Genomic DNA, 23,873 nt, shown 5'->3' with positions numbered 1-23,873 from the left:
TCGAGCGTGCGAAACAGATTCGTACCAGTAGTGCTCGACACACATATATTGATTGCCTGAAACGTTATCATCACTCAATCCTAAACCCGGCTATGGGTGACATCAGCGTCCACCTGCTCGACCGCGGCCGAATCTACGCCGACATGGCGTACGTCCTCGACGGCTACTCCATGGGAAGCGCATCGAATCCAGGCCCAGACCACGAGGTTGCCGAGTTCGTCGTCTGGAACGCCGTTATCGACGGTCCCGACCAGACAGTGCTGTGGGATACCGGGTCGAATCCAGAGGCGGCAAACGGCTACTGGCCCGACCCGCTGTACGACGCGTTTTCGCACGTCGATGCGGCGGAACACACGTTAGAAGCCGACCTCGATGCGGCCGGGTACTCGCGGTCCGACATCGACGCGGTCGTGACGAGTCATCTGCACCTCGACCACGCCGGCGGACTCGCCGAGTTCGCCGGGACTGGCGTGCCGATTTACGTCCACGAAGAAGAGTTGAAGTTCGCCTACTACTCGGCGAAGACGACCAAGGGGTCGATTGCGTACCTCGCGTCGGACTTCGACCACGACCTGAACTGGAACATCGTCCACGGGTCGGAACACACGATGTTCGACGGATTCCGGCTGCTGCACCTACCGGGACACACGCCCGGCGTCCTCGGTGCCCACATCGAAACGCCGGACGGTGACGTGCTCGTCGCTGGCGACGAATGCTACGTCGAGGGCAACTACACCGACGAAGTCCCACTCGGACCGGGGCTGCTGTGGAGCGACCGCCACTGGTTCGAGAGTCTACAGAAAATCAAGGAGTTGGAACGACAAACCGGCGCAGACGTGTTGTTCGGACACGATTTAGACCGGTTCCGTTCGTTCGAGGGTGGGTGGAACGTCTGAACAGTTGGCTGTGGAAACGTGGTAGTGTCGAGGGGGAAGACACGAGCGCGTCGCCGCAGACGAATCAGATCATGAGTTGCACGTCGGCATCGGCCATGTGCTGCAGTGCTGTGGCCGCGCCGACGCCGGTCGTGACGCCGTCGTAGAATTCGTCTTCGTCGTAGCCCATCAGTTCGATGGTCATCTGACACGCCTGCAGGTCCACGCCCATATCGAGGCTCGTCTCGATGAGTTCCTCGATGGTCGCGGTCCCGTTTTCGGCGATTTTCTTTTCCATCATGCTCGTGGCGACGTTGTCCATGAACGGCAACGCGGCGATGGCGTTCGGCATGGGCATGCTGGGATTGCCGACCGCGCTGAGTTTGAGGTTCTTCGACTTCTCCTCGTGGAGAATTTCGAGTCCCCAGAACGTGTGGAAGACCACGACATCCCAGCCGAAGGCGGCCGCCGTACTCGCGAGGATGAGCGGCGGGTACGCCATGTCGAGCGTGCCTTTGGTCGCGATGATGGTCATCGACTTCTGGCCGTCGTCGTCGACCGCCTCGCGAAGGTCCGCAAGCTCCGCTTCGAGCGTCTCGACGTGCGCTTGCAGGTCTTCGACCGAAGCGGTCGCCGTCTCGACGGGCGCGTCAGCGTTCGAACTCATTCCTTCTGGATGTAGTGGACGAAGAGCGTGTCGCCGCTCTCTTCGGTCTCTTCCTGGTCGAGCATCGAGACACCGTCGGTGCTGTCGGCCCAGCCCTTCAGGTCGCTCATACTACCGGAGTCCGTCGAGACGACTTTCAGCACCTCGCCAGCTGAGAGGTCGTCGACCGCACCACGGGTCTTGACGACGGGCATTGGGCAGGACAGTCCTTTCACGTCGAGCGTCTGGGTGACTTCGTGTTGGCTCATTTGTTGAGTTCACCTGTGTTGGGTGTATCCCACAATATCAGGGTGTTTCGTAAAAGTTTGTCGGTTCTTGGACTGTCTACACAATACTAGCTTTCCCGAGGCAATCATCGACTAGTATTCGCCGTGTAGTCGCTCTTAGTATCATTCCACACGCTCGTGAGTGCGTAATTACACTACAAATCAACTGTCCGAGCCTCTTCTAGTCTTGTAGAAAAATAGAACGACTATGCAAAATCTTAAGTCAAGCCACCCAATAGTGGGTGATGCATACATGACTGCACTCGACCTTCCGGAACTGGATACCGACGTTCCCGTCATCGAGCCCGAGACGCTCAAAGAACGCATCGACGACGGTGAAGCACTCACCATCCTCGACAACCGCGTCCAATCCGAACACGAGGAGTGGCGCATCGAAGGCGAGAACGTTTCGCACGTGAACATCCCGTACTTCGAGTTCCTCGACGACGACCTCGGTGAGGACCTCTTCGAAGACCTCCCCGAAGACGAAGAGTTCGTCGTGCTCTGTGCGAAGGGGTCGTCTTCAGAGTACGTCGCCGGACTGCTCATCGAGGAGGGATACGACGCAGTCGCCCTCGAACGCGGCATGAACGGCTGGGCGAGCATCTACGAGTACACCGAACTGGACACCGACGGCGACGCCGTCGTCGCACAGTACCAGCGGCCCTCCAGTGGCTGTCTCGCGTACCTCATCGTCGACGGCGACGAGGCCGCGGTCGTCGACCCGCTTCGGTACTTCTCCGACGAGTACGTGCAGGACGCCAAGGCGATGGGCGCAGAGCTGAAGTACGCCATCGACACGCACATCCACGCTGACCACATCTCCGGCGTCCGCACGCTGGTCGAAGACGAGAGTATCACGGGAATCATCCCCGAGGCCGCCGAGGGCCGCGGCGTCGATTACGACGTCGAATACCAGACTATCGCGGACGGCGAGACGCTCACAATCGGCGACACTGAACTCGAAGCCATCCACACGCCGGGTCACACGACCGGCATGACGACCTACAAGGTCGACAACGTGCTCTTTACGGGCGACGGCCTGTTCATCGAGTCGGTCGCCCGTCCCGACCTCGAAGACGGCGACGAAGGCGCACCCAACGCTGCGGGCATGCTCTACGACTCGCTCCAAGAGCGCGTCCTTTCGCACGACGACGACGATATCGTGGCCTCTGCGCACTTCAGCGACGCGGCAAACCCCGCCGATGACGGCAGCTACACGGCGACACTCGGGGAACTGAAAGACATCATGGACGCGCTCTCGATGCCGAAAGAGGAGTTCGTGGAGTTCATCCTCTCGGACATGCCGCCTCGCCCAGCCAACTACGTCGACATCATCGAGACGAACCTCGGTGTGCAGGAGTCGGACGACGACCGCGCGTTCGAACTCGAACTCGGCCCGAACAACTGCGCGGCCAGCAACGACGCGCTGACGAACTAAATGACGGGTCTGACGCCGCTCCTCGTCGACACCCTCTTTCCGAACGGAATCGGGCACTACGCGCTCGGTGGTCTCCTCATCGGTCTGGGGACGGCCATCATCTACCTCGGAACGGGCATCATCGCGGGCGCGAGCACGTTCCTCGAGTCGACGCTCTCGTACGTCTCGGACCTCCCGCGGTTCAACAAAGCGAAGTACGTCGCGTCACGCAACTGGCGGGTCGTCTTCACGCTGAGTATCGTGGCCGGGGCCGCCCTCTACACCGTCACACTCGGTGACGGGTGGTGGGTCTCGGACGTCCAACCGTGGCGCTTTGCCGTCGGCGGCGTCCTCGTCGGAATCGGCACCCGAATCGGGAAGGGATGTACCTCCGGCCATGGGGTCTGTGGCGTCGGCTCTCGGTCGCGGACGTCCTTCGTCAACGTCGCCACGTTCATGCTCGTCGCAATCGGCGTCGCACAACTCATGAGCGCACTGGGGGTGTCGCCGTGAGCGACGACGAACGCGGACTCGGATTCATGCTGGTCGTCATCCTCGGCGGCCTGATATTCGGGTTCGGGCTCGCGCTGAGTAACATGGCCCGACCGGAAGTCGTCCTCGACTTCCTCCAGTTCGAGGACTTCGGCCTGCTCTTCGTCATGGGCGGGGCTGCGGTCGTCACTGGGACCGTCTTCGCGCTCGCGGAGCGGTCTAAGGGCCGTGCCCCCCTCACCGGTGCCGACTACGGTCGTCGTCTGAAGTCGTTCGACAAGAACGTCGTCGTCGGTGGCGTCGTCTTCGGCGCTGGCTGGGGTCTCTCCGGCATCTGCCCCGGTGCCGCGTACGCAAGCGTCGGCGTCGGTAACTATCCCATCCTCATCGCAATCGGCGGGATGTTCGTCGGTGCGTATCTGCAGGGCCTCTGGCGCGCTCGACGCGCCGAGAGCACCGCTCGCGGCACGTCGGCTGACTGACTCCCGTTTTCTTTCTCGGCTCCTGCTCGACACATCCTACCGCTTCTCGACGCTCTCGTTCCTTCCTTCGTTGTCGCCACAGGGAGAGCCGCGCGTCAGCGACCCAGCCGGTAGTGGTAGAGTGGCTTACCAGCGCGTCAGTCAGTTGTGGTCGCGTGGCGCGTCAGCGAGCAAGTCAGTCGCGGCGGAATACCGCCGCCTCGACCGATATCAGATAGTATTGTACAAATCTTGAACAACAATTTTGTCATAGATAGCCGCAGTATTTGTTCGTAACTTCCTGAGGTACAAAACTTGGCTCAGTATAACGGTATTTCTATCTCAAACTCATAACTTATGCATATCCAATAGCGATATGGTATTGCACGCTATTCCCAAAAGCGTTATATTCTCACTCCGGTTAGCCAGCACTGTATAGGAAAGCATGATTCGTACAATACACACTGAGTACCCCTTGGGGTGCTGGTAAGATGTTCGGAATCGAAACCCTGACTGGAAGCTCGCAGGCGGCGGCACTCGTCGGTGTCGTCCTCGTCGAAGCGATGGTACTGTACGTCGGATACGGCGCACTGGAGAGCGCCGTCGGCTCGACCGTTCTCAAACTCCTCGGAGGAGACTGATGTTCGAGCTATTCGGTATCTCGGCGACGATGCTGGCGCTGTTCGCAGGGTTCGGCCTGCTCATCGGCGTCCTCTTCGGGTTCTTCGGGATGGGTGGGTCGTTCCTCGTCACGCCCGCACTCCTCGTGATGGGCTATCCCTCGCGCGTGGCGGTCGGGTCGGGATTGGCGTTCGTCTTCGGGACGTCCGTCATCGCGACGCTCAAACACCGTGACCTCGGCCAAGTCGACTACAAACTCGGTGTCTCGATGATTATCGGGACGACTGTCGGCCTCGAAGTCGGGAAAGAAATCGTCCTCCACCTCGAAGAGTTGGGCCTCGCCGGGAACATCATCAGCATCACGTACGTGCTGTTGCTCGGCGGTATCGGCCTGTTCGTCACCTACGAAGCGCTCAAGGGCGGTAGCGGCGACGGCGGCGTCAGCCACGACGTCGAAGAAGACGCCGAGATAAACGCCGACGACATCCCCGAAATCGCGAAGAAGATTCAGAGCTACTCCATTCCGCCGATGATTACGCTGCGCGGCGGTATCCAGGTCTCGCTCTGGATGGTGCTTCTCGTGGCGTTCGCGACGGGCCTGCTGTCGGGCTTCCTCGGCGTCGGTGGCGGCTTCATCCGCATGCCCGCGCTGTTCTACCTCATCGGCGTGCCCGTGCCCATCGCGGTGGGGACCGACCTGTTCGAGATTATGTTCTCGGGCGGTATCGGGTCGTTCCTCTACGCCCAGTCCGGCGGTGTCGACCTCTCTATCGTCGCTCCACTGCTGGCTGGCTCCGCGCTCGGTGCTCGCGTCGGCTCCGCGGCGACGTCCATCGTCAACGAAGAGGAAATCAAGATTTACTTCGGCCTCATGCTGCTTCTCGGCGCGCTCGCCGTGGCAGTCCGTCAGGCCGGTAACTACCTCGGAATGGGCGTTCTCGACTACGTCAGTCTGGCACTCATCCTCGGGTCGGCACTCATGGTCGCTAGTGCGGTCATCTACAGCGCACTCAAGTCTATCCGTGCTCCCGGTTCAGCCGGTGTGACTGCCGACTAACGCCCTTCAGACGCTCATTTCTCTCACTTCGAATCGCTCCCCGTCGAGCGACTGCGCTCCGGTCCTCGGTGTTGCACAAAGTATACAAACCCTTTTGACTGCGCACTACGTAGGCAAACTTGAAATGGCTAGCTCGATGGTCGAATACCTGCAGTCAGACATGCAGTGCGAGGGGCTCCTCGAGTGTCTCCACGGACTCAAGCAGCTCGACCGACGGTGCTTCGAGGTCCTCGTCGAAACTGAGGACCCCATGACCGTCGACGAGGTCGCAGAGGCTGTCGAACGCGAGCGCTCGACGGCGTATCGCGCGATTCAGCGGCTCCTCCAATCTGGACTCATCCAGAAAGAACAGGTCAACTACGAACACGGCGGCTACTACCACGTCTACCGGCCGACCGACCCCAACGAAGTCGCAGACGACATGCAGCGGCTCCTCAACGACTGGTACGCCCAGATGGGCACGCTCATCCAGGAGTTCCGCGACAAGTACGACGAGAAGATTCTCACCGCCGAGTAAGGCTCGGCCACACGTAGAATCGCCAGTCGGCACCGGACTTCTCCTGCGGACCAAATCAGTTAGGCTCGTTATTCAACCGCGCCGGACCCGTAGTTTCTTTTACGACCGCCCTATGTCGAAGAGTAAGAGCAGTCCTCGCAGCAACGAGTTCGTCGAAGAATGTCCGTCGTGCAAATCGCGCACCCCACACGAGGTCTCGATAGAAATCAAGACCGAAAGCCGAAAACGGGAGAACCGGCAGTTCTCCCGCGAGCCGTACCGGGTGTCAACGTGTGCACGATGCGGCGAGACGCGCTCGCAGCGAATGAACGACGCATAACCAACCGCCTTGGTCACGGGCGAGCCGGCGTGCTCGCAGACGACTTCCATCCGTTTCGAGAGATGAAATCCGATACCACACACGACGACCCAACGCTCCTCATCGTCGACGATGAGGTGGCGCTCGCAGACAGCATCGCCCTCTGGCTTGGCGAGCGCTACGACGTCCGAGTCTCGTACTCCGGGCGCGAGGCCCTCTCGGCGTTCGACGACGCCGTCGACGTCGTCTTTCTCGACCGAAACCTCCCCGGCCTCTCCGGTGACGACGTGCTCGACGAATTACGCCGGGACTCGGCTGACGACCTTCGCGTCGTGCTCATGACGGCCACGCCGGAAAACGACCTCTCAGACCTCCCTGCGGACGGCGTTCTCACCAAACCGGTGACGAAGTCCGACCTGTTCGAAGCCGCCGCTCGTCACACAGTGAGTGAGATGGAAGCAACGGTGAGCGATACCCCAGACCCGGGCGTCGACGACCCGGCAGAAGCGACCTTAGATTAGTCTTCGTTCGACTCGCGTTTATCTTCGAAGTACGTCTCGATGAGCTTCCGCTCTGCCGTCCGAAGATGCTCGTGTAGTGTGGGCGGCGAGATGCCGAGTGCGTCGGCAACTTCTTCTGCCGTACTGCCGCGCGGCCAGTCGAAGTACCCAGAGACGTACGATGTTTCGAGAACGGACTGCTGTCGCTCGGTCAGTTTGTCGTCGAGGTCAGTTCGGAAGGACTCGCTGGACGTGACCGTTCGCTCGACTTCGCGTTTCGCGGTGACAGATGTCCCGGGAATCGACTCCGAAAGCGTCTCGGCGATTGCACCGTGGTCTGCGTCGGGGGCGACGTGGAGCGCGAGCGTGCCGCGGCCGCCGTCGAGTTCGAGCGCCTCGATACTCGCTCCGTACTCGGCGGCTGCGATGAGAATCGACTCCTCGGCGAGTCGGAGTTCGACCACCGACTCGTCGTCGCCGTCCGCGACGACGCGCGCGCTTTCGAACTGGTCGCGGTCTTCGGCCACTTCGACGACGTCGGTCGCAGGGGGACCACGCACGGTCGCAAAGCACGTCACGGTGTCGTCGACCTGTGCGATACCGTCGAGCGAGAGGTCACAGCCGAGGTCAGCGGTGACAGCGGCGAGCGCGTCCGACTCAGGGCCGAAGGAGAATTCGAGTTCGACGACGCTGTCGCCGTTGAGGAGGCGCTTGCTCTCGATTGAGTTGATACCGTTTCCGACGCTCGAACCGAGGTCCGAGAACACCGATGCCGACTCTTCGTCGAACTGCATCCCCTCGTCGTAGACGACGAGAATGCCGTAGACCGTCTCTCGGTACGAAATAGGTACACAGAGCGCCGACACCGAGTCAAACTGGTCGGCCTGCCCGTTGAACACCGCCGCCCGGTGTGATTCGGAAATTTCGTCGACGGCGCGGACGTCTCCGGGTGAGATATCTGGGCCGAGGGCGTCGGTGATGAACCCGAGGTCGATTCCGGATGGGTCGGTGTCGAGCCCCGAGACGGTCGTACACCGAAGCAACCCGGCGGCGGTGCGGCGAGCGACGAACGCCGCCTCGTGGGCGTCTGCGACGGACTCACAGACTGTCTGTTCGATTTCGTCGCGTGTGCGGGCGTCGACGATTGCGCGGTCGACCTCGCGAAGCAGGTCGTTGACCCGAGTGACGCGGGCGAGTTGCTGCTCGCGGTTTTCGATTGCCGTCTCGTGTTCGCTTCGGATTGCGTCGAGACGGCCACGGAGGTCCTCCAGTGCGTTCGGATGACGGAGTTCTTCGACGTCGCGGCTCTCTAACGCCGCCTCGGTCGATTCGAGCGCGAAATACTCGCGTACCTCCGCTTCGAACCCGGAGCGGACGAGAAGTTCCTCGACTGTCTCTGTGACCTCCGACTCCGAGACCGGCTTGACGAGATATGCGTCGAAGGGCATGTCGACGATGTCCGTGTCCGGTTCGACCGCGGTCATCATCGCCACTCGGCAGTCGATGTCGCGGGCGCGAATCTCCTCGAGCACGTCGTCGCCCGAGATGGTGGGCATTCGACGGTCCAAGAGAACGACGTCGATACTGTCGTCCAGACGCTCCAGCGCGGCGGTCCCGCCGTAGGCTGTCTCGACAGTGTACCGTCCGTCGTCGAGCCAATATTGACAGGTGTCTGCGAGGTCTTTGTCGTCGTCGACGACGAGGACGACTGGCTCGGCGGCCTGTTGGTCGGTTTCGTGTCCCGCCGAGCGTTCGGAAGCCATCGTATCGAACAAACCCTCTCAGTGTACAGATATATATCTGGCCATCGTTCGAGGGGTGTTTACTCTTGGTACACGCCGGGGTTCGGTTCCTGTCAGCGCGTCTACGGGCGAGGCAGGTTAACGAGTGAGGTAGGTCAACGAGTAAGGAAGGTCTACGGACGAGGAAGTTCCACGACGAACGTCGACCCCTCGGGGTCGTTGTCTTCGATTCGGATGTCGCCGCCGTACCCCTCGACGATTTCCCGAACGAGAAACAGGCCGAACCCACTGCTCGGATTCGACAGGTCCTCGATGCGCTTGTCGACTATCTTGTGCTTTTCCGCGTCAGGGATGCCCGGCCCGTCGTCCGAGACGCAGAGTTCGACAGTCTCGTCGCCTGTTGCGACGTCGAGTGTGACTGTCGGATGGGGCGTGTCGTTGTGCTGAATCGCGTTTGCCAGGAGTTGTTCGACCACTTCGTCGAGTAGCTCGTCAGCCCACACCGAAATATCCGGAATCGAGCCGACCGAAATCGTCGCGTCGGGATAGTCGTCTCGGGCCGCTGTGACGCAGTCCTCGACAGTCTCCGAAATCGACCGTGCTTCGAACTCGTGTTGTTCGTCCTCGACGATGACGTTCATAAACGTCCGCATGGTCCCGACGAGGTCCGTCATCTCGTCGACCCGGCTCCGGACGGTGTCGAGGTGCGTGTGGCCAGCGTCGTCGACGAAATCGCCGAGGATGTCCGCCCGCGCACCGACCACGTTGAGTCCGTTCAGGAGGTTGTGGCGGATGACGCGATTGACGAACTCGAGTCGCTCCTGTTCGCGGCGGAGTTCACGCGCCCGCTCTTTTCGAACGGTGATGTCGTGGCCTTCGGGGACGACGAGAGAGACATCACCGTCGTCGTCGTAGACGGGCGTCAACGAGAAGTCGATTGTCACCGGGCGGTCGTCGTCACACTGGTTGGTGTCGATGTCGACCTCGTATTTGACGAACTCGCCCGACGCGGCTCGTTCGATGGCGTCTTTGAGTGCCGCCACGCGCTCGTCGTCCCCCTGCCACCACGGCGTCTCCCACGCAGGGCGACCGAGAATGTCCTCACGTGACTCCTCGACGAGTTCCAACGCTGCGTCGTTCACGCGGAGCACCGTGCCCTCGGTGTCGAGCAAGCCCATGAACTGGAACGTGCTGTTGAACACGGCGTCTAACTGCCGCTCGCGACGCTTTCTGTTCGTCATGTCGCGAGTCACCTTCGCAAAGCCGCGGACCGTTCCGTCCTCGTCGGTCAACGCGTTGATGACGACCGATGCCCAGAATCGGGTGCCGTCGGCGCGGACGCGCCAGCCTTCGTCTTCGGCCCGACCGTTCTCTCGTGCTTCGTCGAGTAACTGCTCTGGAAGTCCACGGTCGCGGTCTGCTTCGGTGTAGAACGTTCTGATGTGGTTGCCGAGTATCTCGTCTGCCGAGTAGCCTTTGATGGCCTCAGCACCGCGGTTCCAACTCTCGACGTGCCCCGATGCGTCGAGCCGAAAGAGTGCGTACTCTTCGATGTCGGCGACGATTCGCTCGAATTCTTCACGTCGGTGTTGCAGTGCTGTCGAAGACCGTCCCGAGTTCGATTCGGATGCGCTGGAATCTGCCGAGTGGATGCCGTGAGCTACGGCACGGCCAAGATTTCGAAGTGCCCCGGTTACGTCGGACGTGAAGACAGCGTCGTCGGCCTCGACGATGATGACACCGTCAGTCCGGCCGTCGTCAGTCAGCGGAACCACCGCAACCGAGTGTCCTGACTCGGATGGTTCGCCCGCCGACACAGGGGTTTCAGCGAGCGACTCGACGAGTACGACTGTCTCTGTCTGGAGCGCCTCCTGAACGGCAGCTACCGACTCTATGGATGTGGATGACGGCGACGAACTCGTGTTCTGGTCTAGCGTGTCGGTGTCCCAGTCCACCGTGTCGGTTTCGGTGCCCGCCCACGCGAGGGGGCGAACCCGGCTTCCCGATTCGTCGACGACGCCACTCCACACGAAGCGAATCGCGTCTGCCCCGGCGAGGCGGTCACAGACCGGCTGTTCGATGTCCTCGCGGGTCGACACGGAACCGATGCGCTCGGTCACGTCCGTGAGAGCCGCGGTGACCGCAGAAAGTACGCCGAGTTGGTCGGAAGCGTCGGCGCTTCGTTCCGGTGAGTCGTCGTTCATCGTCGAGTGTGAATCTGTCATCTGGCAGCGACCTCCGGCTGACAGTCACGTCCCTGTGGTCGCATACCTGCACTCGTGTGCTCTGCCACCTTGTGCGTTTCCCGACGACGCGAGGTGGTCCCTAATTGAATAGGGGCTGGAATTACTACGGCTGCGTCCATTCGATAAAGTGGACACAGTGACCCTCCCGGTCACGTCGTGCCCGCACGTCCTCACCGAGAAACTCCCCCCTTGTTCTCGTGGGGACGTGTCCCTGCCCAACCCTACTCCCTTCGAACACTCACCCGCCGAGCCGAGCGTCTGCGGAATGGTGCGGAACGTTATGCACGAATTAGAACCATCAGCCAACGTTATATACTGATTAATTTGTCCGAAATTGCGTGTTATTCCGACCGACAGATACATTTTCTACGTGTCTCTCCGGCATACATTCATTTCTAGTCGAAGCAGATTAAAGACTAAATATACGCTTCACCGCCGGTTTTAGGCCAGATGAGCACGTATGTGAATTTCATGAAGAAAAACGAACTAATTCACATGCACACACTGCTCGTCGAAATCGCGTCGGACTTCCTCGAAGAAGGGATTGCCACACAAGACGACATGAAAGCGTACAACCAACTCAAAGTCGGACCGATGGCGCTCAGGTCGTGTCGTGCAGACCACGAAATCGCAGTCCGAACACTCACGACTGCGCTCGCGACGTGTGCGGCCCACAACCTGGGACGCGACACCACCACTGTGCCGGGTCAGTCTCTGTTGGAGCCGCCCAACGGAACAGAGTCCACAGGAACAGACCAGCGCCTCGCTTCGAACTAATCCTTCTCCTCGCTCGTACGACCGCACGACGGATAACCTAAGACACGTCAGTGTGACCGGCCGGTATGCGACTCGAAGACTACTGGGGGGTCGGCCCGAAAACGTCGACCCGCTTGGAATCGGCACTCGGCAGGGAGGGCGCAGTTGCCGCCATCGAGTCGGCCGACGTTCGTGCGCTGGTGGACGCGGGAGTCACCCGCGGACGAGCAGTGCGTATTCTCCGGCGAGCGAACGGGAAAAGCGGTATCGACGCACTTGCGACGCGTGACGCCAGAGATGTCTACGACGACTTACTCACGCTCGCAAGCGAGTGCGCCGTGACCGACCACGCCGCCGACCGAATTCGCGTGTTGACGCCGCTGCCGACAATCGAGGCCCGCCGCGAGCGACTCGACCGAGTGCTCGCGGCCCGCGACGCGTGGGCCAGACTCGACGACGAAGCACGGACTGCCGTGAAGGAGGCCTTCGACGCCTACGACGAGGCTGGCGAGACGGAACGCGCCGCGGTCAAAACGGCGCTCGAACTCCGCGAGGCCGGACTTCGTGGCGAGACGTTCGAGGCGTTGGACGAAGCGGACCCAGACGCGCTCCGCGACGCGCTCGGTGCCCTCGGCTACGTCTCCGCCGACGGCTCGGTCGCCCCCGGGGCAGACGACCGACTCGACCGAATGCGGGACCGGCTGGAGACGCTCGAATCGCTCGAATCCAGCGCCTTCGACGTCCTCGAAACGATTCAGGAACGCGGTGTGCGCTCGCTCGACGACTTCCGAGCCGCGTTCGTCGAGTACGTCGCCCACGAGACAGACCTCTCGCGCGGTGAGGTCGAATCGGCCGCCGCTGCTGACGCCCGCGACGCTGCCGACTTCGTGAGTACGTCGCTTCGGGCGCTCGTGGACGAACTCGAAGCCGACGTGGACGCGCGAGAAGAGACCGTCGCCGAGGAGCTTCGAGACCGTATCTGGGCCGCCCGCGACGACGTGGACGTTGCCGTCGAAGCCGTCGACGACGTGGCGCTGTCGCTGTCGCTCGCCCGTTTCGCCGACGAGTACGACCTGTCGGAGCCCACGCTCTCCGAGACAGGGCTGGCAGTCTGCGGCGCACGGAACCTCTTTCTCGACGACCCGCAGCCAGTCTCCTACGCCGTCGGCGAACACGACCTCTCGTGTTCGTCGGGCGTCGCCCCGCCGAGTGGCGACCGCGTCTCGGTCCTCACCGGGGCGAACAGCGGTGGGAAGACGACGCTGTTGGAGACGCTCTCGCAGGTGGCTATCCTCGCGTCGATGGGGCTTCCGGTCCCCGCAGAATCGGCGGTCGTCGGTCGGTTCGACGCGCTCGTGTTCCACCGTCGGCACGCGAGTTTCAACGCTGGCGTCCTCGAATCGACGCTCAAATCCATCGTGCCGCCGCTTTCGGGCGACGGCCGGACGATGATGCTCGTCGACGAGTTCGAGGCAATCACCGAGCCGGGTCGGGCGGCCGACCTGCTCAACGGGTTGGTGAATCTCACCGTCGAACGCGACGCCTTCGGCGTCTACGTGACGCACCTCGCAGACGAACTCAGCCCGCTCCCACCGGAGGCACGCATCGACGGTATCTTCGCAGAAGGACTGACCGAGTCGCTCGAACTCCGCGTCGACTACCAGCCGCGGTTCGGCACCGTCGGCAAGTCCACGCCGGAGTTCATCGTCTCGCGGTTGGTGGCGAACGCCCGTGGCCGGGCCGAACGCGCAGGCTTCGAAGCGCTGGCGGCGGCTGTGGGTGAAGAAGCGGTACAGAAGACCCTCTCGGACGCGGAATTCACGGACTGACGACGCCGGGGAGACGCCCTCAGAGTCCGGCGTCGCGTCCAGTCACCGCATCTCTTCGAGTGAGACGAAGGCGTCGGCGTCGGCTGTGAGCCACGCCTCGATTTGGTCGCAGCAACTGTCTCGCCGCGGGTAGACGGTCACTTGGTCGGAGCCTTCTCGGTAGTTTACGACGACGCTGTGGAGGAAGTACTCCTCGGCCGCCTCCGAACCGAAGTGGTCTGTAGTCCCTGCAACCGAGTCTTGGTGAGCGGGCATTTCGGACATTCGCCGTCGCATATACAGAGGCGACGGTGCTTACATAACTTTCACTAAGTGTGGTACAGATTGCCAATACCTCGTGGAACGGGCACGTTTCCGGGGGGTACGGAGGTATGTGAAACATAGTCGCAAGTGTCTTCGTTCGATTCGCCGGCGGAAACAGCGGTACGGTCGCGATGTCCGGTGGGCGACTTCTGCCGCCGGAGTCGGCTTCAAGTACGCGGCCACGCCACATGCGTGTCGATGGTCGACCCGACATCTGACTTAGAAGAAGACGTAGACCCAGCCGACGCCCCGACGTGTGCGACCTGCGACGAGCCAATCGTGAACAGCCCGAGCCACCGCGTCGTCACGTGGGTCGACGACGGGGAGACACGACAGCGACACTTCTGTGGCGACGCGTGTCGAGACGACTGGGACGACGAGCGGTAATCCTGTTTCGAGAGCCGCCGCAGGCTACTCGACGCCCGACCAGAACTGGTCGAGTGCGAACCCGAGCATGTCCGGGCTGACCGGGCGGAACTCGTCGCGCTCTTCTTCCGGGAAGTATTCGCGCACCCCGTTCCACGAGTCGCGGGCGTAGCGCGCGTCCACGAGGACGCGAACGCCGACTTCGTCCCACCCACGGATGACGCGCCCGAGCGCCTGCCGAGCCTTTCGGACGGCTGGAACGGTCAGCGCGGTTTCGAATCCATCGCCGAACTCTCTGTCGTAGGCCGTCATCACCGCGCGCGTCCGTGGCGACGACGTATTGATGAGCGGGACGCCGCAAACGACGGCGGCCGAGAGGCGGTCACCGCTGTAATCGACGCCCTCGGTCAGCGTCCCCCGGAGGCTCGTTACGAGGACTTTCGCCTCGCCGCCGAAGAAGTCGCTTTTGAGGTCCTCTGTCGCACCGTCGTCAGACGATTCGTCGAGGAGAACCGGGCGCTCGACGCGTTCGTCGAGGACGCCAGCCATCCACTCCGCTTCGGCGTAGTTCGGCATCCCGACGAGGACGTTTCCGGCCGAGCGCCGACAGACTTCGACCGCAGCGTCGGCGTGCGCCAGTCGCGTCTCGTTTTCCTCTCCCGGCGCGCCGCGGTTGCTGTGGGTGAATTTCGGTACGTCGACGGCGAAACTCGCGCGGTTCTCGTCGGGGAAGCCGAGACCGTAGGTTCGCTCGGCGACCGGGCGGCCGTCGTCCACGAGGGAGTCCAGGCCAGTGACGCGCCGGAACACGTCGAGCGGTTCAAGCGTCGCGCTCATGAGCACGCCACCGCCGAAGTCGGCGAGGCGCTCGGCGATTGCCTCGCCGGGGACGCAGTTGTGGACCGACAGGTGGGCGTTGTAGGCCCGCCGCCACGACTCGGCCGGTTCCATCTCGTCCCACGTCCGTTCGAGGTCGATTTCGCGGAAATAGCGCTCGTGGTCGGCGTAGGCCCACGTGGCGAGTGCGCGACCCGCGGCGGGTGCAGCACGGCGCTTGTCTTCTTCTTCGACCGAATCGAGGATGCGAGCGACCGCAGACCCCGTGGCTTCCGAGCGGACCCACGTTCCCTCGTCGTAGCCGTTTTCCTCGGCCCACTCGGTGAGTTCGTCCACGCCGGGTTCTTCGGGGTCGCGAAGGGGAATCTCCTCGTCGTCGAGTTCGGTCACGTCGGCGCGCCATCCGACGTACTCGGTGTCGAGATAGGCGGTCACACGGCGGTCGAGTTCCTCGCGGAGGTCGCGGATGAAATCTCGTGTCTCCTTCAGTTCGCGGAGCGTCACGTCGGCTTCTTGCAACTCGCCGCGGACGAGTTCCGCGTCGGCGGTGGACTTGCCCGCGTCGTCGAACTCGACGGGCTGGATGACGCGAGTGTACTCGCTTTCGGCGTCGCGGAGGGTTCGGTCGCCGACGCCGACCGAAACGAGGTCGCGGACGCGCGGTTCGAGCATGTGCGCCTCGTCGCAGATGACGAACGTCGAGTCGTCGACGAGCGGGCCGGTGAACGTGCCGACCGTCGTCGGGTCGAACGCGTGGTAGTAGTTGCCGACGACGACCTCGATGTGGGGCAACAGTGCGCCCATCACGGAGTGTGGACACGAGCCAGCACCGGCGGCCAGCGAGACGAGGTCGTCGGGCGTGATGTGGCCCACGTCGTCGAACTCGAAGGGGACAGCCTCGACAGGGTCGCCGTCTTCGGGCAGGTCGGCGAGGAAGTTCGCATAGAACGGGCAGTACTCCACGTCCTCGTATTCGGGCATCGACTTCGGGTACGGTGTCGGGTCGCCCGCAGTTTCGAGGTAAGACGGACCGGCCGCCGACGAGCCAGTGTCGAGGAGTCCGGTCTGCTGCTCGCGGGCGTCTTTCGCCAGTGTCTCCGCGCTGGTGCGACCGCCGTCGCCGACGAGGCCACGGGTCCGGTCGCGGAGACCGTCACACCGGTCGTAGACGGTCGATTCGTCGATGCCGCCGCAGCGCTCTCTACTGTACGGACAGACGTCTGCTTTCCCGACGAGCGTGAGGCCGGAGACGGGCTTCCACTCGTCGGGAAGGTTCTCGTTGATGGTTCGGAGGTCGGCTTCGAACTGCCGGAGTTGCTGTTTGACGCTCGTGAGGACGACCACGCGGTCGTAGTCGGAGTCGGGGTCGCGCACGAGTTCGATACCCGCGGTGAGCGCCAGCATCGTCTTGCCAGTTCCGCAGGCTCCTTCGACGACCGTGAAGCCGTCGTCTCGGGCAGTCTCTATCGCAGTCTCGATTCCGTCGGCTTGTTCCGGGTACGCCTCCGGGTGGCCAAACACCTCCTGCCAGGTCACGCTCTCAGGTCCAGTTGCGACGGCCATAGGGGTGTCGGTGAGTGGCCGCGGTTTCGTATTTGAACGTTCGGCGGTGGTGGGGGGTGCCTCTTCCTCGCCGGCCGAACTACTCTAAAAAGGACTCGATGGCGTCGACGATACCTTCTCTCGCACCATCGTCGTCGAGTCCGCCGACACAAACGACGAACGGGTCGTCGGTCGGTGCGTACACTTTCATCTCTCGGCCTTTCTCCGAGTATCGCGTCCCGGCGAGTTGGACCAACTCGGCGTCTTCGAGGTTTCCGAGGTGGTGGCGCACGTTCTGTATCGACGTATCGACCGAGTCGGCGAGTTCCGCGGCCGTCGCGGGCGACTCGTGTAGACTCGACAGTATCTCCCGCGCAGTCGCACACGAGAGACTTCCGATGAGTTCCTCCGTCTCCTCGTCGTCGAATAAATGGACACGCGGCGACCCCTCACCACCGACATCGACGTCGCCGTCAGACGGTAACAACCCTGACACAATATCAGCCAAATGAAGTGAAGATAGTAAACCGTTTCGGAGTCCTACGTAGACGGCCTCGTTTTCCGTTGTACTCCTGGTAGTCGGTCGGCGGCGTAAAGGACAGACAGCAGGACGACAGTCACGATGAGCGCGCCAGCGAGCGTCTGGAAGATGAACTCGAATCCGTAGTTCGCCTCGGTCAGGAACCCGACAGCCCCGCTACCGTTCGCTTCCAAGAGGAGCGCTGCGCCGCTGAAGATTGCGTAGGCGCTCCCGCGCACGTCACTCGGAAGCGACGAAAGCATGAACGTGTCCAGTGCGGGGAACAGGCTGTGGATGACGTACCCGAGGATTGCGATGACGGCGGCGACGGCGAGAAAGCCCTGCGCGAACGTCAGTGCGACTAACGCACCCGAGAAGGCGACGAGAAGCGCAAAGATGTAGGGCACGTGCGGGAGTTTGTCGGCGAGTCTCCCCGATAGCGAAAACGCCGGGACACCGGCAGCGAAGACGATAGTGAGCATCGTACTCGCCGTCGTCGGGTCGAAGCTCTTCGCCTGCGTCATGTACGAGACGAGGAAGTTGAACAAGCCCTGCCAGATGAACCCGGCGGGCGCGATAAGGAGGATGCCCGTGAGGATGACTTTCCAGTGAGCGAGTGCGGCCATGAAGTTCCGGTCCGCGCCGGTCGCTGCGTCCATGCTCCCGTCGCGGGAGACGACAAAGAGAATGAGCGTCACTGCCGCCGCCACGACAGAGAGCGCCCAGAACGTCTCACGCCACGAGAAGGCGGCGAGGATGGCGACGACGATTGGCGCGGCGACCACGGCCGCGACTTGGCTGGCGGTGCCGTGGATACCGACCATGCGGCCGACGCGCTCCGGGAACAACTCGCCGATGAGCGGCACCGCAGAGACGAAGTACGCGCCCGAGGCGACACCGATGGTGAACGCGCCGACCTGAAGCATCGGAATCGACGTCGCGCTCGCGGTGAACGCCGACGCGAGCACGAGCAGCGTCCCCGAGGCGAGGACGACGCGATGACGAGGAATGCGAGTAAGCAGGTATCCGACCGGGATACGCGGCAGCGCCGTCCCCAACCAGACGAGACTGGTCACGATACCGATTGTCGCCGGTCCCACGCCGAACTGGTTCTGCAAGGTTTCGACTAACGGTGGGAAGGCCACACGACCGAAGTTGACGAGAAAGACGAGTCCGCAGAGGGTTCCGAAGAGGCGGCGAGTCACTACCCTCGATTCAGACGGGGGCGAGTCAAACGTTGCGAATCTGGACGCACGAGAGGCGTGGTCCCGGACCACAAACGGTAACGCGGGACCGGCCGAACACCACCACATGATTACGAGTCGACGCATGGCCGCGGTCGACCTGAACGCCGAATCACTCGGCGTCCCGCGGAAACAGCTCATGGAGTCGAGTGGGAACGCCGTCGCTCGGGCGTGTCGCGACCTCGCCGACCCCGGTTCCACGGTCGCTATCGTCGCCGGGCGCGGCAACAACGGGGGCGACGCCCTCGTCACAGCCCGGTTCCTGAAAGCGTACGACGTAACGGTCCACCTGCTCGGCCGTCCCGAAACCATCTCGACCGACATCGCCCGCGAGAATTGGGACGCGCTCGTCGCCGCCGAAGCCGACGTGCGGACCGTCACCGACTCAGCCGACCTCGACCTCGGTGACCCGGACGTGGTCATCGACGCGATGCTCGGAACCGGCGTCACGGGCGCGCTCCGCGAACCTGAAGCGACCGCTGCCCGAGCAATCAACGATACCGACGCGACAGTGCTCGCTGTGGACGTTCCTTCGGGTGTCGATGCCGACACGGGCGAGGCCGAAGGCGTCTCGGTCGCGGCCGACCACGTCGTCACTTTTCACGACGACAAGCCCGGCCTCGACGCGCTCGACTGCGAGGTGACGGTCGCCGACATCGGCATCCCGGACGCCGCCGAGTTGTTCACCGGTCCCGGCGACCTCATCGCGCTCGGACGCGACTCACAGAGCCACAAAGGCGACCACGGCGACGTGCTGGTCGTCGGTGGCGGTCCGTACACTGGTGCGCCCGCGCTCGCCGCGCAGGCCGCACTCCGCGCCGGTGCCGACCTCGCCCGCGTCGCAGCACCCGAACACGTCGCCCGCGAGATTCAGGGGTACTCTGAGAACCTCATCGTCTCGGGATTCTCGGGTGCCCACCTCACGCCCGACCACGTTCCTGACCTGCTCGAACTCGCCGCCGACCGCGACGTCGTCGTCTTCGGTCCGGGACTCGGCGACGCCGATGCGACGCTCGACGCAGTCGGGTCGTTCCTCGCCGACTTCGACGGGACCGCCGTCGTCGACGCCGACGCGTTGCAGGTCGTCCCCGAAGTTGACACCGACGCGACGCTCATCTGTACGCCCCATCAGGGAGAGTTGCAGAAGATGGGCGGCGAGACAGCCAACGACTGGGATGCCCGGTGCGAACTCGTCCGCGACTTCGCAGGCGAACTCGGGCACGTGCTCCTCGTCAAGGGTGCCTACGATATCGTTTCGGACGGCGACGACGTGCGCGTCAATCGAACCGGCAATCCGGGAATGACTGTCGGTGGTACTGGCGACGTGCTCGCAGGTGTGACGGGGGCGCTTGCGTGTGTGCTCCCGCCTCTCGACGCCGCCGCTGTCGGCGCGTACGTGAACGGCCGTGCAGGTGACGTTGCAGTCGAGGAGTTCGGTGGTGGACTCGTCGCGACCGACGTTCTGAACCGCGTGCCTGCCGGTCTGGAGGTGGACGAATGACGGGAGAAGACGACGCGACTACCCAAGACGCTCCAACCGAGCCGGACGACGCAGCCACACAGGACGACCTGACACACGTCGACGACGACGGAAACGTCCAGATGGTCGACGTCGGCGCGAAGCCCGATACACACCGTCGGGCAGTCGCCCGCGGCACGATTCACCTCAGCGAGTCCACGGTTCGGGCGATTCGGGACGACCAAATCGGGAAGGGAGACGTGCTCGCAACCGCCCGTATCGGTGCGATTCAGGCGGTCAAACACACGTGGGAGACGATTCCGATGTGCCACCAGATTCCCATCACCAACGTCGACACCGACTTCGAGGTCGGCGACGACGCAGTCACGCTCTCGGTCACTGTCGAGACGACAGGAAAGACCGGGTGTGAGATGGAGGCGCTGGAAGGTGTCACGACTGGTCTCAACGTGGTCTGGGACATGGTCAAGGCAGCCGAGAAAGACGACGACGGGCAGTACCCTGGGACGAAACTATCAGATATCGAAGTTATACGCAAAGAGAAGTATTCGTAGCCAGTCGCACTCTCTGAGTCTCGGAGATATTATTTTCTTTGAATACAACAGCATACGACTGCGCTAACTGCCCGTAATCGTTCTCTCGGCCGCTCTCCCGATATCAATTCTGACTCTGTTGAAGTCAGTTTTATCAATTTAGTCTAGCTACTCGTTCGCATGGCAGGGGACAGGGATAAAATTCTGACATTAGTGGTGGCGCTCGTAGTCGTTACGTCAGTCGTTCCACTCGGGGCGATGGTGACGGCCGCCGCCGGGCTGACGGCACCGGCGTCGTCGCCCGAAATCAGAGCACAAGCACAGACGACAATCACGCCGGGGCAATCGACCGATATCGGGGTCGCATACAATCTGACGGGGGCTGTCGACCAATCAGACTTGGTCGTCAGCGTCGTCGACCCGGCTACGGGAGGGACGCTGGTGTCGAACTCCAGTAGCCCGCCGCTCGTCGATTCGACGACGATGTCTATCACTGATGGGACGCTCAACACGGGGGCAAAGCGGCTCATCGCGACGACGTACAACAGTTCTTCGATGGAGGGACTCGTCTCGCAGACGTTCGTCGTCGACTCCGGGGGCAACGTCACAATCGAGTCGTACAGCGTCTCCGAGACGGCGGTCGACGCCGGTGAGACGTTCTGGGTCAACGCCACGCTGAACAACACTGGCGGTGTCTCCGAGGACTTCGACGCGCGCGTCTACGGAGAGCAGGGTAACTCGACGCCGATGAACAGTACGACCGAGACGCTTTTGGGTGGTGCGTCGACCACCGTCAATATCTCGGTCGCCTACGGAGCGTCCGCTGCGGGCACGACGCGGCAACTCACGCTCAACAACGAGACGACGACCAGCGTGCAAGTCAACAGCTCTGGCGGCGGTGGCTCCGGTTCCTCATCGCCGAGTGTCACCGTCTCGGACCAGTCGACGACGGCCGGTTCGACGGTGGACGTGACTGTCCAGTACAACGTCACGGGCTCGGTCACGAAGGACAACGCGAACCTCACGCTCCGTGGTCCGAACGGCGTCATCGACCACAACAATTCGCTGAGCACGCTCGACGGCTCTGCGACCTTCACGCTGCCCGCGAAGACGGCAGCAGGCGACTTCCGCGTCCGCGCGGCAGTCATCGACGACTCGATGCAGTGGGCGTCGCTCAACCCCGTCGCGAAGGACCGCTTCTCGGTGAACGTGACGAACGACGTCACGCTCGAATCGTACACCGTCGACGACGACCCGCTGTTCAAAGGCCGGTCGTACCCGGTGAACGTCACGCTGAACAACACCGGCGGGACCGCACAGAACTACACGGTTCACGTGTACCCGCAAGCGGGCGGCTACGAGGCGCTCAACAGCAGCACGTTCGAAGTCCAACCGAACAGCGAGCGCACCGTGAGCGTCATGGTGTCGTATTCCAGTTCGTACACGTCCGGGTCGTACCAACTCAGCGCCGGCAACGAGACGCCCGTCACGGTCAGTGTCGAGGACCTCGCGACCGTCCAGGGATGGAGCGTCGTCTCCGGTCCGACGAACACGACCGTCGTCGAGTCGTCTGTCGCCCCACCGTCGGGGCAGGGCGGACTCCTTCAGTTCGACCTCAACGACTACCAGAAGACGTGGTCGCAGAACCTCTCTGGGACCGGCCTCACGAACGAATCGAGAGTCAAGGTGACGCTCCACGTCAACCACTCCTACGAGCCCGGCGTCCTCATCGCGACGGCACAGAACGTCTCGATGAACGTGACGAACAAGTCCTCCTACTACGAGGTGAACGTCACGGCGAACCCAATCGAGTCGCAGTACACCAGTAACGCGACCGGTGTGAGTGATTGGGAGACGCTCCCGTCGAACGAAGACAAGGCGACTGCGGCGTTCAAGCCGATGTTCTCGCTCGCGTTCGTCTCGAACGACAGCGTCCAGACGTTCAATCCGAACATGTCGGGGCTTGTCGTCGCCACCGACGCACAGGCGTTCACGCCGCCCAGATACAACGATACGGCCGGACAGCTCGAAGTCGAAGTCGCCGGGCCGCACAAGACCATCACTGGCGACAACAACACAGGACGGTTCGAAGCGACGCTCCCGTCGGCGCTGCTCAACCAATGGGGCGTGTCGTCGCCGTCCGACCTCTCTGCAGATTACGAGGGTGAGAACAAGTCGGTCAACGCCCAGTCGAACTCCGACGGCAGTATCGACGTCGGCTTCGACATCCACTACTCTGCAGGACAGGTCAACTTAGCGCCGGACTCCGGAAGCGACTCCGAGTCGGGCGATTCCCCGTCGTCTTCGGGGTCGTCGCCCTCGTCCGGTTCGAGCCCGTCGTCTTCCACGAGCGACGACGGTGATGACGATGATGACGACGACGACGCAGACACCACAACGACCACCAGCGACGAGACTGACGACACGAGTTCGACCACCGAAGTCGACGCAAGTACGTCCGTCTCGGGCGCGGAAACCGCAACCGCCTCGACCACCGACGAGGAGACGACGGTGACGCTCACCAACGCCTCCCCGGACGAGACGGTGAGCATCGACCTCGACCGCCTGAACGACGCGTCGAACGTGTCCAGCAACGAGACGACTACGAACGGCACGACCACGAACGAGTCGGCGACGAACGAGACGTCCGCGAACGCGACGACCACGAACACGACCGAAGACGCGTCGAACGACACGCGACCGTCGGTCTCGCAACTCGACCTCAACCTCTCGTCGGAGGCCCCGGAGATGGGCGTCTCGGTCAGTTCCGCTGACGAGGCACCTGACGGAACGCCTGAATTCACGGGGACCGAGTCGGACGATGGCGAGTCGAGTTCGGAGGTGGTCGGCTACCTGCAAATCGACCTCTCTGGAACGACCGACGACGACATCGAGGACGCGACAATCACGTTCACGGTTCCGTCGAAGAGACTCGAACAGTCCGGGACCGACCCGTCAGACGTGACGCTGTCTCGCTACCACGACGGCGAGTGGCAAACGCTGGAGACGACCCACCTCGGCGGTGACCGCTACGCTGCCGTGACGCCGGGGTTCTCCGTGTTCGCCATCTCGGCCCAGTCGGCAGACGCTGGCGACGAGACGACGACCGAGTCGAGCGAAGACGCGGCGGAACAGACTGAGACGACCACGTCTTCGGACGCGACGACCGCCACCGAGACGCAACAGCCGACGACGGCGGCCTCGACGACCCAGAGTGACGCACCCGGATTCGGGGTGACTGTCGCACTGGCCGCACTCGCACTGGTGGCTGCGCGCGTCTGGCGCGACTAACCACCTACCGTCG

23 protein-coding genes are annotated in these 23,873 nt (G+C 62.7%); 15 read left to right on the top strand and 8 right to left on the bottom strand.

Features of this window, described 5'->3' with window-relative positions:
• Positions 1–92: 92 nt before the first annotated feature.
• Positions 93–896 carry an N-acyl homoserine lactonase family protein gene (locus tag C453_RS09140; protein ID WP_008324045.1) on the top strand — a complete coding sequence of 268 codons (804 nt, stop codon included), beginning with the start codon at positions 93–95 and terminating at the stop codon, positions 894–896.
• Positions 897–960: 64 nt separating this feature from the next.
• Here the strand turns inward: C453_RS09140 and C453_RS09135 are convergent, their stop codons facing one another.
• Both C453_RS09135 and C453_RS09130 read right to left on the bottom strand, forming a co-directional pair.
• Positions 961–1,542 carry a DsrE/DsrF/DrsH-like family protein gene (locus C453_RS09135; protein ID WP_008324043.1) on the bottom strand — a complete coding sequence of 194 codons (582 nt, stop codon included), beginning with the start codon at positions 1,540–1,542 and terminating at the stop codon, positions 961–963.
• The gene (locus tag C453_RS09130) at positions 1,539–1,790 is read right to left on the bottom strand and encodes a sulfurtransferase TusA family protein (protein ID WP_008324041.1); all 252 of its coding nucleotides are present in this window, start codon (positions 1,788–1,790) and stop codon (positions 1,539–1,541) included. The genes C453_RS09135 and C453_RS09130 overlap by 4 nt, the downstream gene beginning before the upstream one ends.
• A 271-nt stretch (positions 1,791–2,061) precedes the next feature.
• Between C453_RS09130 and C453_RS09125 the strand changes: the two genes are divergently transcribed.
• The 8 genes from C453_RS09125 (at position 2,062) to C453_RS09095 (ending at position 7,195) form a co-directional block, all read left to right on the top strand.
• Positions 2,062–3,249: an MBL fold metallo-hydrolase gene (locus tag C453_RS09125; RefSeq protein WP_008324039.1), complete on the top strand. Its 1,188-nt coding sequence runs from the start codon at positions 2,062–2,064 to the stop codon at positions 3,247–3,249.
• A complete protein-coding gene (locus C453_RS09120; RefSeq protein ID WP_008324037.1) occupies positions 3,250–3,741 on the top strand; it encodes a YeeE/YedE family protein in 492 nt (163 codons plus the stop codon).
• On the top strand, positions 3,738–4,202 hold the full coding sequence (locus C453_RS09115) for a DUF6691 family protein (protein ID WP_008324035.1): 465 nt from the start codon (positions 3,738–3,740) through the stop codon (positions 4,200–4,202). The genes C453_RS09120 and C453_RS09115 overlap by 4 nt, the downstream gene beginning before the upstream one ends.
• 470 nt (positions 4,203–4,672) lie before the next feature.
• The gene (locus C453_RS20415) at positions 4,673–4,822 is read left to right on the top strand and encodes a DUF7512 family protein (RefSeq protein ID WP_008324034.1); all 150 of its coding nucleotides are present in this window, start codon (positions 4,673–4,675) and stop codon (positions 4,820–4,822) included.
• Positions 4,822–5,859, top strand: coding sequence for a sulfite exporter TauE/SafE family protein (locus C453_RS09110; RefSeq protein WP_008324032.1), 1,038 nt, complete (start codon positions 4,822–4,824; stop codon positions 5,857–5,859). The genes C453_RS20415 and C453_RS09110 overlap by 1 nt, the downstream gene beginning before the upstream one ends.
• A gap of 136 nt (positions 5,860–5,995) precedes the next feature.
• Positions 5,996–6,376, top strand: coding sequence for a helix-turn-helix domain-containing protein (locus C453_RS09105; protein WP_007539906.1), 381 nt, complete (start codon positions 5,996–5,998; stop codon positions 6,374–6,376).
• Between the two features lie 112 nt (positions 6,377–6,488).
• Positions 6,489–6,695, top strand: coding sequence for a DUF7835 family putative zinc beta-ribbon protein (locus C453_RS20675; RefSeq protein ID WP_007539905.1), 207 nt, complete (start codon positions 6,489–6,491; stop codon positions 6,693–6,695).
• 62 nt (positions 6,696–6,757) lie between these two features.
• Positions 6,758–7,195 carry a response regulator transcription factor gene (locus C453_RS09095; protein ID WP_049907591.1) on the top strand — a complete coding sequence of 146 codons (438 nt, stop codon included), beginning with the start codon at positions 6,758–6,760 and terminating at the stop codon, positions 7,193–7,195.
• Here C453_RS09095 and C453_RS09090 read toward each other — a convergent pair.
• Both C453_RS09090 and C453_RS09085 read right to left on the bottom strand, forming a co-directional pair.
• The gene (locus C453_RS09090) at positions 7,192–8,937 is read right to left on the bottom strand and encodes a bacterio-opsin activator domain-containing protein (RefSeq protein ID WP_008324030.1); all 1,746 of its coding nucleotides are present in this window, start codon (positions 8,935–8,937) and stop codon (positions 7,192–7,194) included. The genes C453_RS09095 and C453_RS09090 overlap by 4 nt on opposite strands.
• A gap of 152 nt (positions 8,938–9,089) precedes the next feature.
• Positions 9,090–11,141 carry a PAS domain S-box protein gene (locus tag C453_RS09085; RefSeq protein WP_008324029.1) on the bottom strand — a complete coding sequence of 684 codons (2,052 nt, stop codon included), beginning with the start codon at positions 11,139–11,141 and terminating at the stop codon, positions 9,090–9,092.
• A 492-nt stretch (positions 11,142–11,633) separates the two neighbouring features.
• Between C453_RS09085 and C453_RS09080 the strand changes: the two genes are divergently transcribed.
• Both C453_RS09080 and C453_RS09075 read left to right on the top strand, forming a co-directional pair.
• The gene (locus tag C453_RS09080) at positions 11,634–11,939 is read left to right on the top strand and encodes a UPF0058 family protein (protein ID WP_008324028.1); all 306 of its coding nucleotides are present in this window, start codon (positions 11,634–11,636) and stop codon (positions 11,937–11,939) included.
• Between the two features lie 65 nt (positions 11,940–12,004).
• On the top strand, positions 12,005–13,747 hold the full coding sequence (locus C453_RS09075; RefSeq protein WP_008324027.1) for a DNA mismatch repair protein MutS: 1,743 nt from the start codon (positions 12,005–12,007) through the stop codon (positions 13,745–13,747).
• A 42-nt stretch (positions 13,748–13,789) separates the two neighbouring features.
• On the opposite strand, the gene C453_RS09070 is transcribed toward C453_RS09075, so the two are convergent.
• Positions 13,790–14,011: a DUF7511 domain-containing protein gene (locus C453_RS09070; protein WP_008324026.1), complete on the bottom strand. Its 222-nt coding sequence runs from the start codon at positions 14,009–14,011 to the stop codon at positions 13,790–13,792.
• 237 nt (positions 14,012–14,248) lie between these two features.
• On the opposite strand from C453_RS09070, the gene C453_RS09065 reads away from it, so the two are divergent.
• Positions 14,249–14,437: a DUF7576 family protein gene (locus C453_RS09065; RefSeq protein ID WP_008324025.1), complete on the top strand. Its 189-nt coding sequence runs from the start codon at positions 14,249–14,251 to the stop codon at positions 14,435–14,437.
• 24 nt (positions 14,438–14,461) lie between these two features.
• On the opposite strand, the gene C453_RS09060 is transcribed toward C453_RS09065, so the two are convergent.
• From C453_RS09060 to C453_RS09050, 3 genes are all read right to left on the bottom strand, one after another.
• Complete coding sequence (locus C453_RS09060) at positions 14,462–16,816, bottom strand: ATP-dependent DNA helicase (protein WP_008324023.1); 2,355 nt, start codon at positions 16,814–16,816, stop codon at positions 14,462–14,464.
• Positions 16,817–16,895: 79 nt separating this feature from the next.
• Entirely contained in the window at positions 16,896–17,291 is a 396-nt protein-coding gene (locus C453_RS09055; RefSeq protein ID WP_049907590.1) for an ArsR/SmtB family transcription factor, read from the bottom strand.
• 44 nt (positions 17,292–17,335) lie between these two features.
• Complete coding sequence (locus C453_RS09050) at positions 17,336–18,520, bottom strand: MFS transporter (RefSeq protein ID WP_008324011.1); 1,185 nt, start codon at positions 18,518–18,520, stop codon at positions 17,336–17,338.
• Positions 18,521–18,626: 106 nt separating this feature from the next.
• On the opposite strand from C453_RS09050, the gene C453_RS09045 reads away from it, so the two are divergent.
• The 3 genes from C453_RS09045 (at position 18,627) to C453_RS09035 (ending at position 23,860) form a co-directional block, all read left to right on the top strand.
• Positions 18,627–20,060, top strand: coding sequence for an NAD(P)H-hydrate dehydratase (locus C453_RS09045; RefSeq protein WP_083881587.1), 1,434 nt, complete (start codon positions 18,627–18,629; stop codon positions 20,058–20,060).
• Complete coding sequence (moaC, locus tag C453_RS09040) at positions 20,057–20,590, top strand: cyclic pyranopterin monophosphate synthase MoaC (protein WP_008324009.1); 534 nt, start codon at positions 20,057–20,059, stop codon at positions 20,588–20,590. The genes C453_RS09045 and moaC overlap by 4 nt, the downstream gene beginning before the upstream one ends.
• Before the next feature lie 159 nt (positions 20,591–20,749).
• The gene (locus tag C453_RS09035; protein WP_049907589.1) at positions 20,750–23,860 is read left to right on the top strand and encodes a PGF-pre-PGF domain-containing protein; all 3,111 of its coding nucleotides are present in this window, start codon (positions 20,750–20,752) and stop codon (positions 23,858–23,860) included.
• Positions 23,861–23,873: the final 13 nt, after the last annotated feature.

This window comes from Haloferax elongans ATCC BAA-1513 (assembly GCF_000336755.1).
In the GTDB taxonomy this organism is placed as follows: Archaea; Halobacteriota; Halobacteria; order Halobacteriales; family Haloferacaceae; genus Haloferax; species Haloferax elongans.
The sequence above is the reverse complement of the archived record's forward strand: the minus strand, read 5'-3'. Positions and strand labels throughout refer to the sequence as shown.

Coding starts and splice junctions, on each gene's coding strand:
- C453_RS09140 (WP_008324045.1), top strand. CDS start 93: ATGGGTGACATCAGCGTCCACCTGCTCGACCGCGGCCGAATCTACGCC.
- C453_RS09135 (WP_008324043.1), bottom strand. CDS start 1,542: ATGAGTTCGAACGCTGACGCGCCCGTCGAGACGGCGACCGCTTCGGTC.
- C453_RS09130 (WP_008324041.1), bottom strand. CDS start 1,790: ATGAGCCAACACGAAGTCACCCAGACGCTCGACGTGAAAGGACTGTCC.
- C453_RS09125 (WP_008324039.1), top strand. CDS start 2,062: ATGACTGCACTCGACCTTCCGGAACTGGATACCGACGTTCCCGTCATC.
- C453_RS09120 (WP_008324037.1), top strand. CDS start 3,250: ATGACGGGTCTGACGCCGCTCCTCGTCGACACCCTCTTTCCGAACGGA.
- C453_RS20415 (WP_008324034.1), top strand. CDS start 4,673: ATGTTCGGAATCGAAACCCTGACTGGAAGCTCGCAGGCGGCGGCACTC.
- C453_RS09110 (WP_008324032.1), top strand. CDS start 4,822: ATGTTCGAGCTATTCGGTATCTCGGCGACGATGCTGGCGCTGTTCGCA.
- C453_RS09105 (WP_007539906.1), top strand. CDS start 5,996: ATGGTCGAATACCTGCAGTCAGACATGCAGTGCGAGGGGCTCCTCGAG.
- C453_RS20675 (WP_007539905.1), top strand. CDS start 6,489: ATGTCGAAGAGTAAGAGCAGTCCTCGCAGCAACGAGTTCGTCGAAGAA.
- C453_RS09095 (WP_049907591.1), top strand. CDS start 6,758: ATGAAATCCGATACCACACACGACGACCCAACGCTCCTCATCGTCGAC.
- C453_RS09090 (WP_008324030.1), bottom strand. CDS start 8,937: ATGGCTTCCGAACGCTCGGCGGGACACGAAACCGACCAACAGGCCGCC.
- C453_RS09085 (WP_008324029.1), bottom strand. CDS start 11,141: ATGACAGATTCACACTCGACGATGAACGACGACTCACCGGAACGAAGC.
- C453_RS09080 (WP_008324028.1), top strand. CDS start 11,634: ATGAAGAAAAACGAACTAATTCACATGCACACACTGCTCGTCGAAATC.
- C453_RS09075 (WP_008324027.1), top strand. CDS start 12,005: ATGCGACTCGAAGACTACTGGGGGGTCGGCCCGAAAACGTCGACCCGC.
- C453_RS09070 (WP_008324026.1), bottom strand. CDS start 14,011: ATGTCCGAAATGCCCGCTCACCAAGACTCGGTTGCAGGGACTACAGAC.
- C453_RS09065 (WP_008324025.1), top strand. CDS start 14,249: ATGGTCGACCCGACATCTGACTTAGAAGAAGACGTAGACCCAGCCGAC.
- C453_RS09060 (WP_008324023.1), bottom strand. CDS start 16,816: ATGGCCGTCGCAACTGGACCTGAGAGCGTGACCTGGCAGGAGGTGTTT.
- C453_RS09045 (WP_083881587.1), top strand. CDS start 18,627: ATGATTACGAGTCGACGCATGGCCGCGGTCGACCTGAACGCCGAATCA.
- moaC (WP_008324009.1), top strand. CDS start 20,057: ATGACGGGAGAAGACGACGCGACTACCCAAGACGCTCCAACCGAGCCG.
- C453_RS09035 (WP_049907589.1), top strand. CDS start 20,750: ATGGCAGGGGACAGGGATAAAATTCTGACATTAGTGGTGGCGCTCGTA.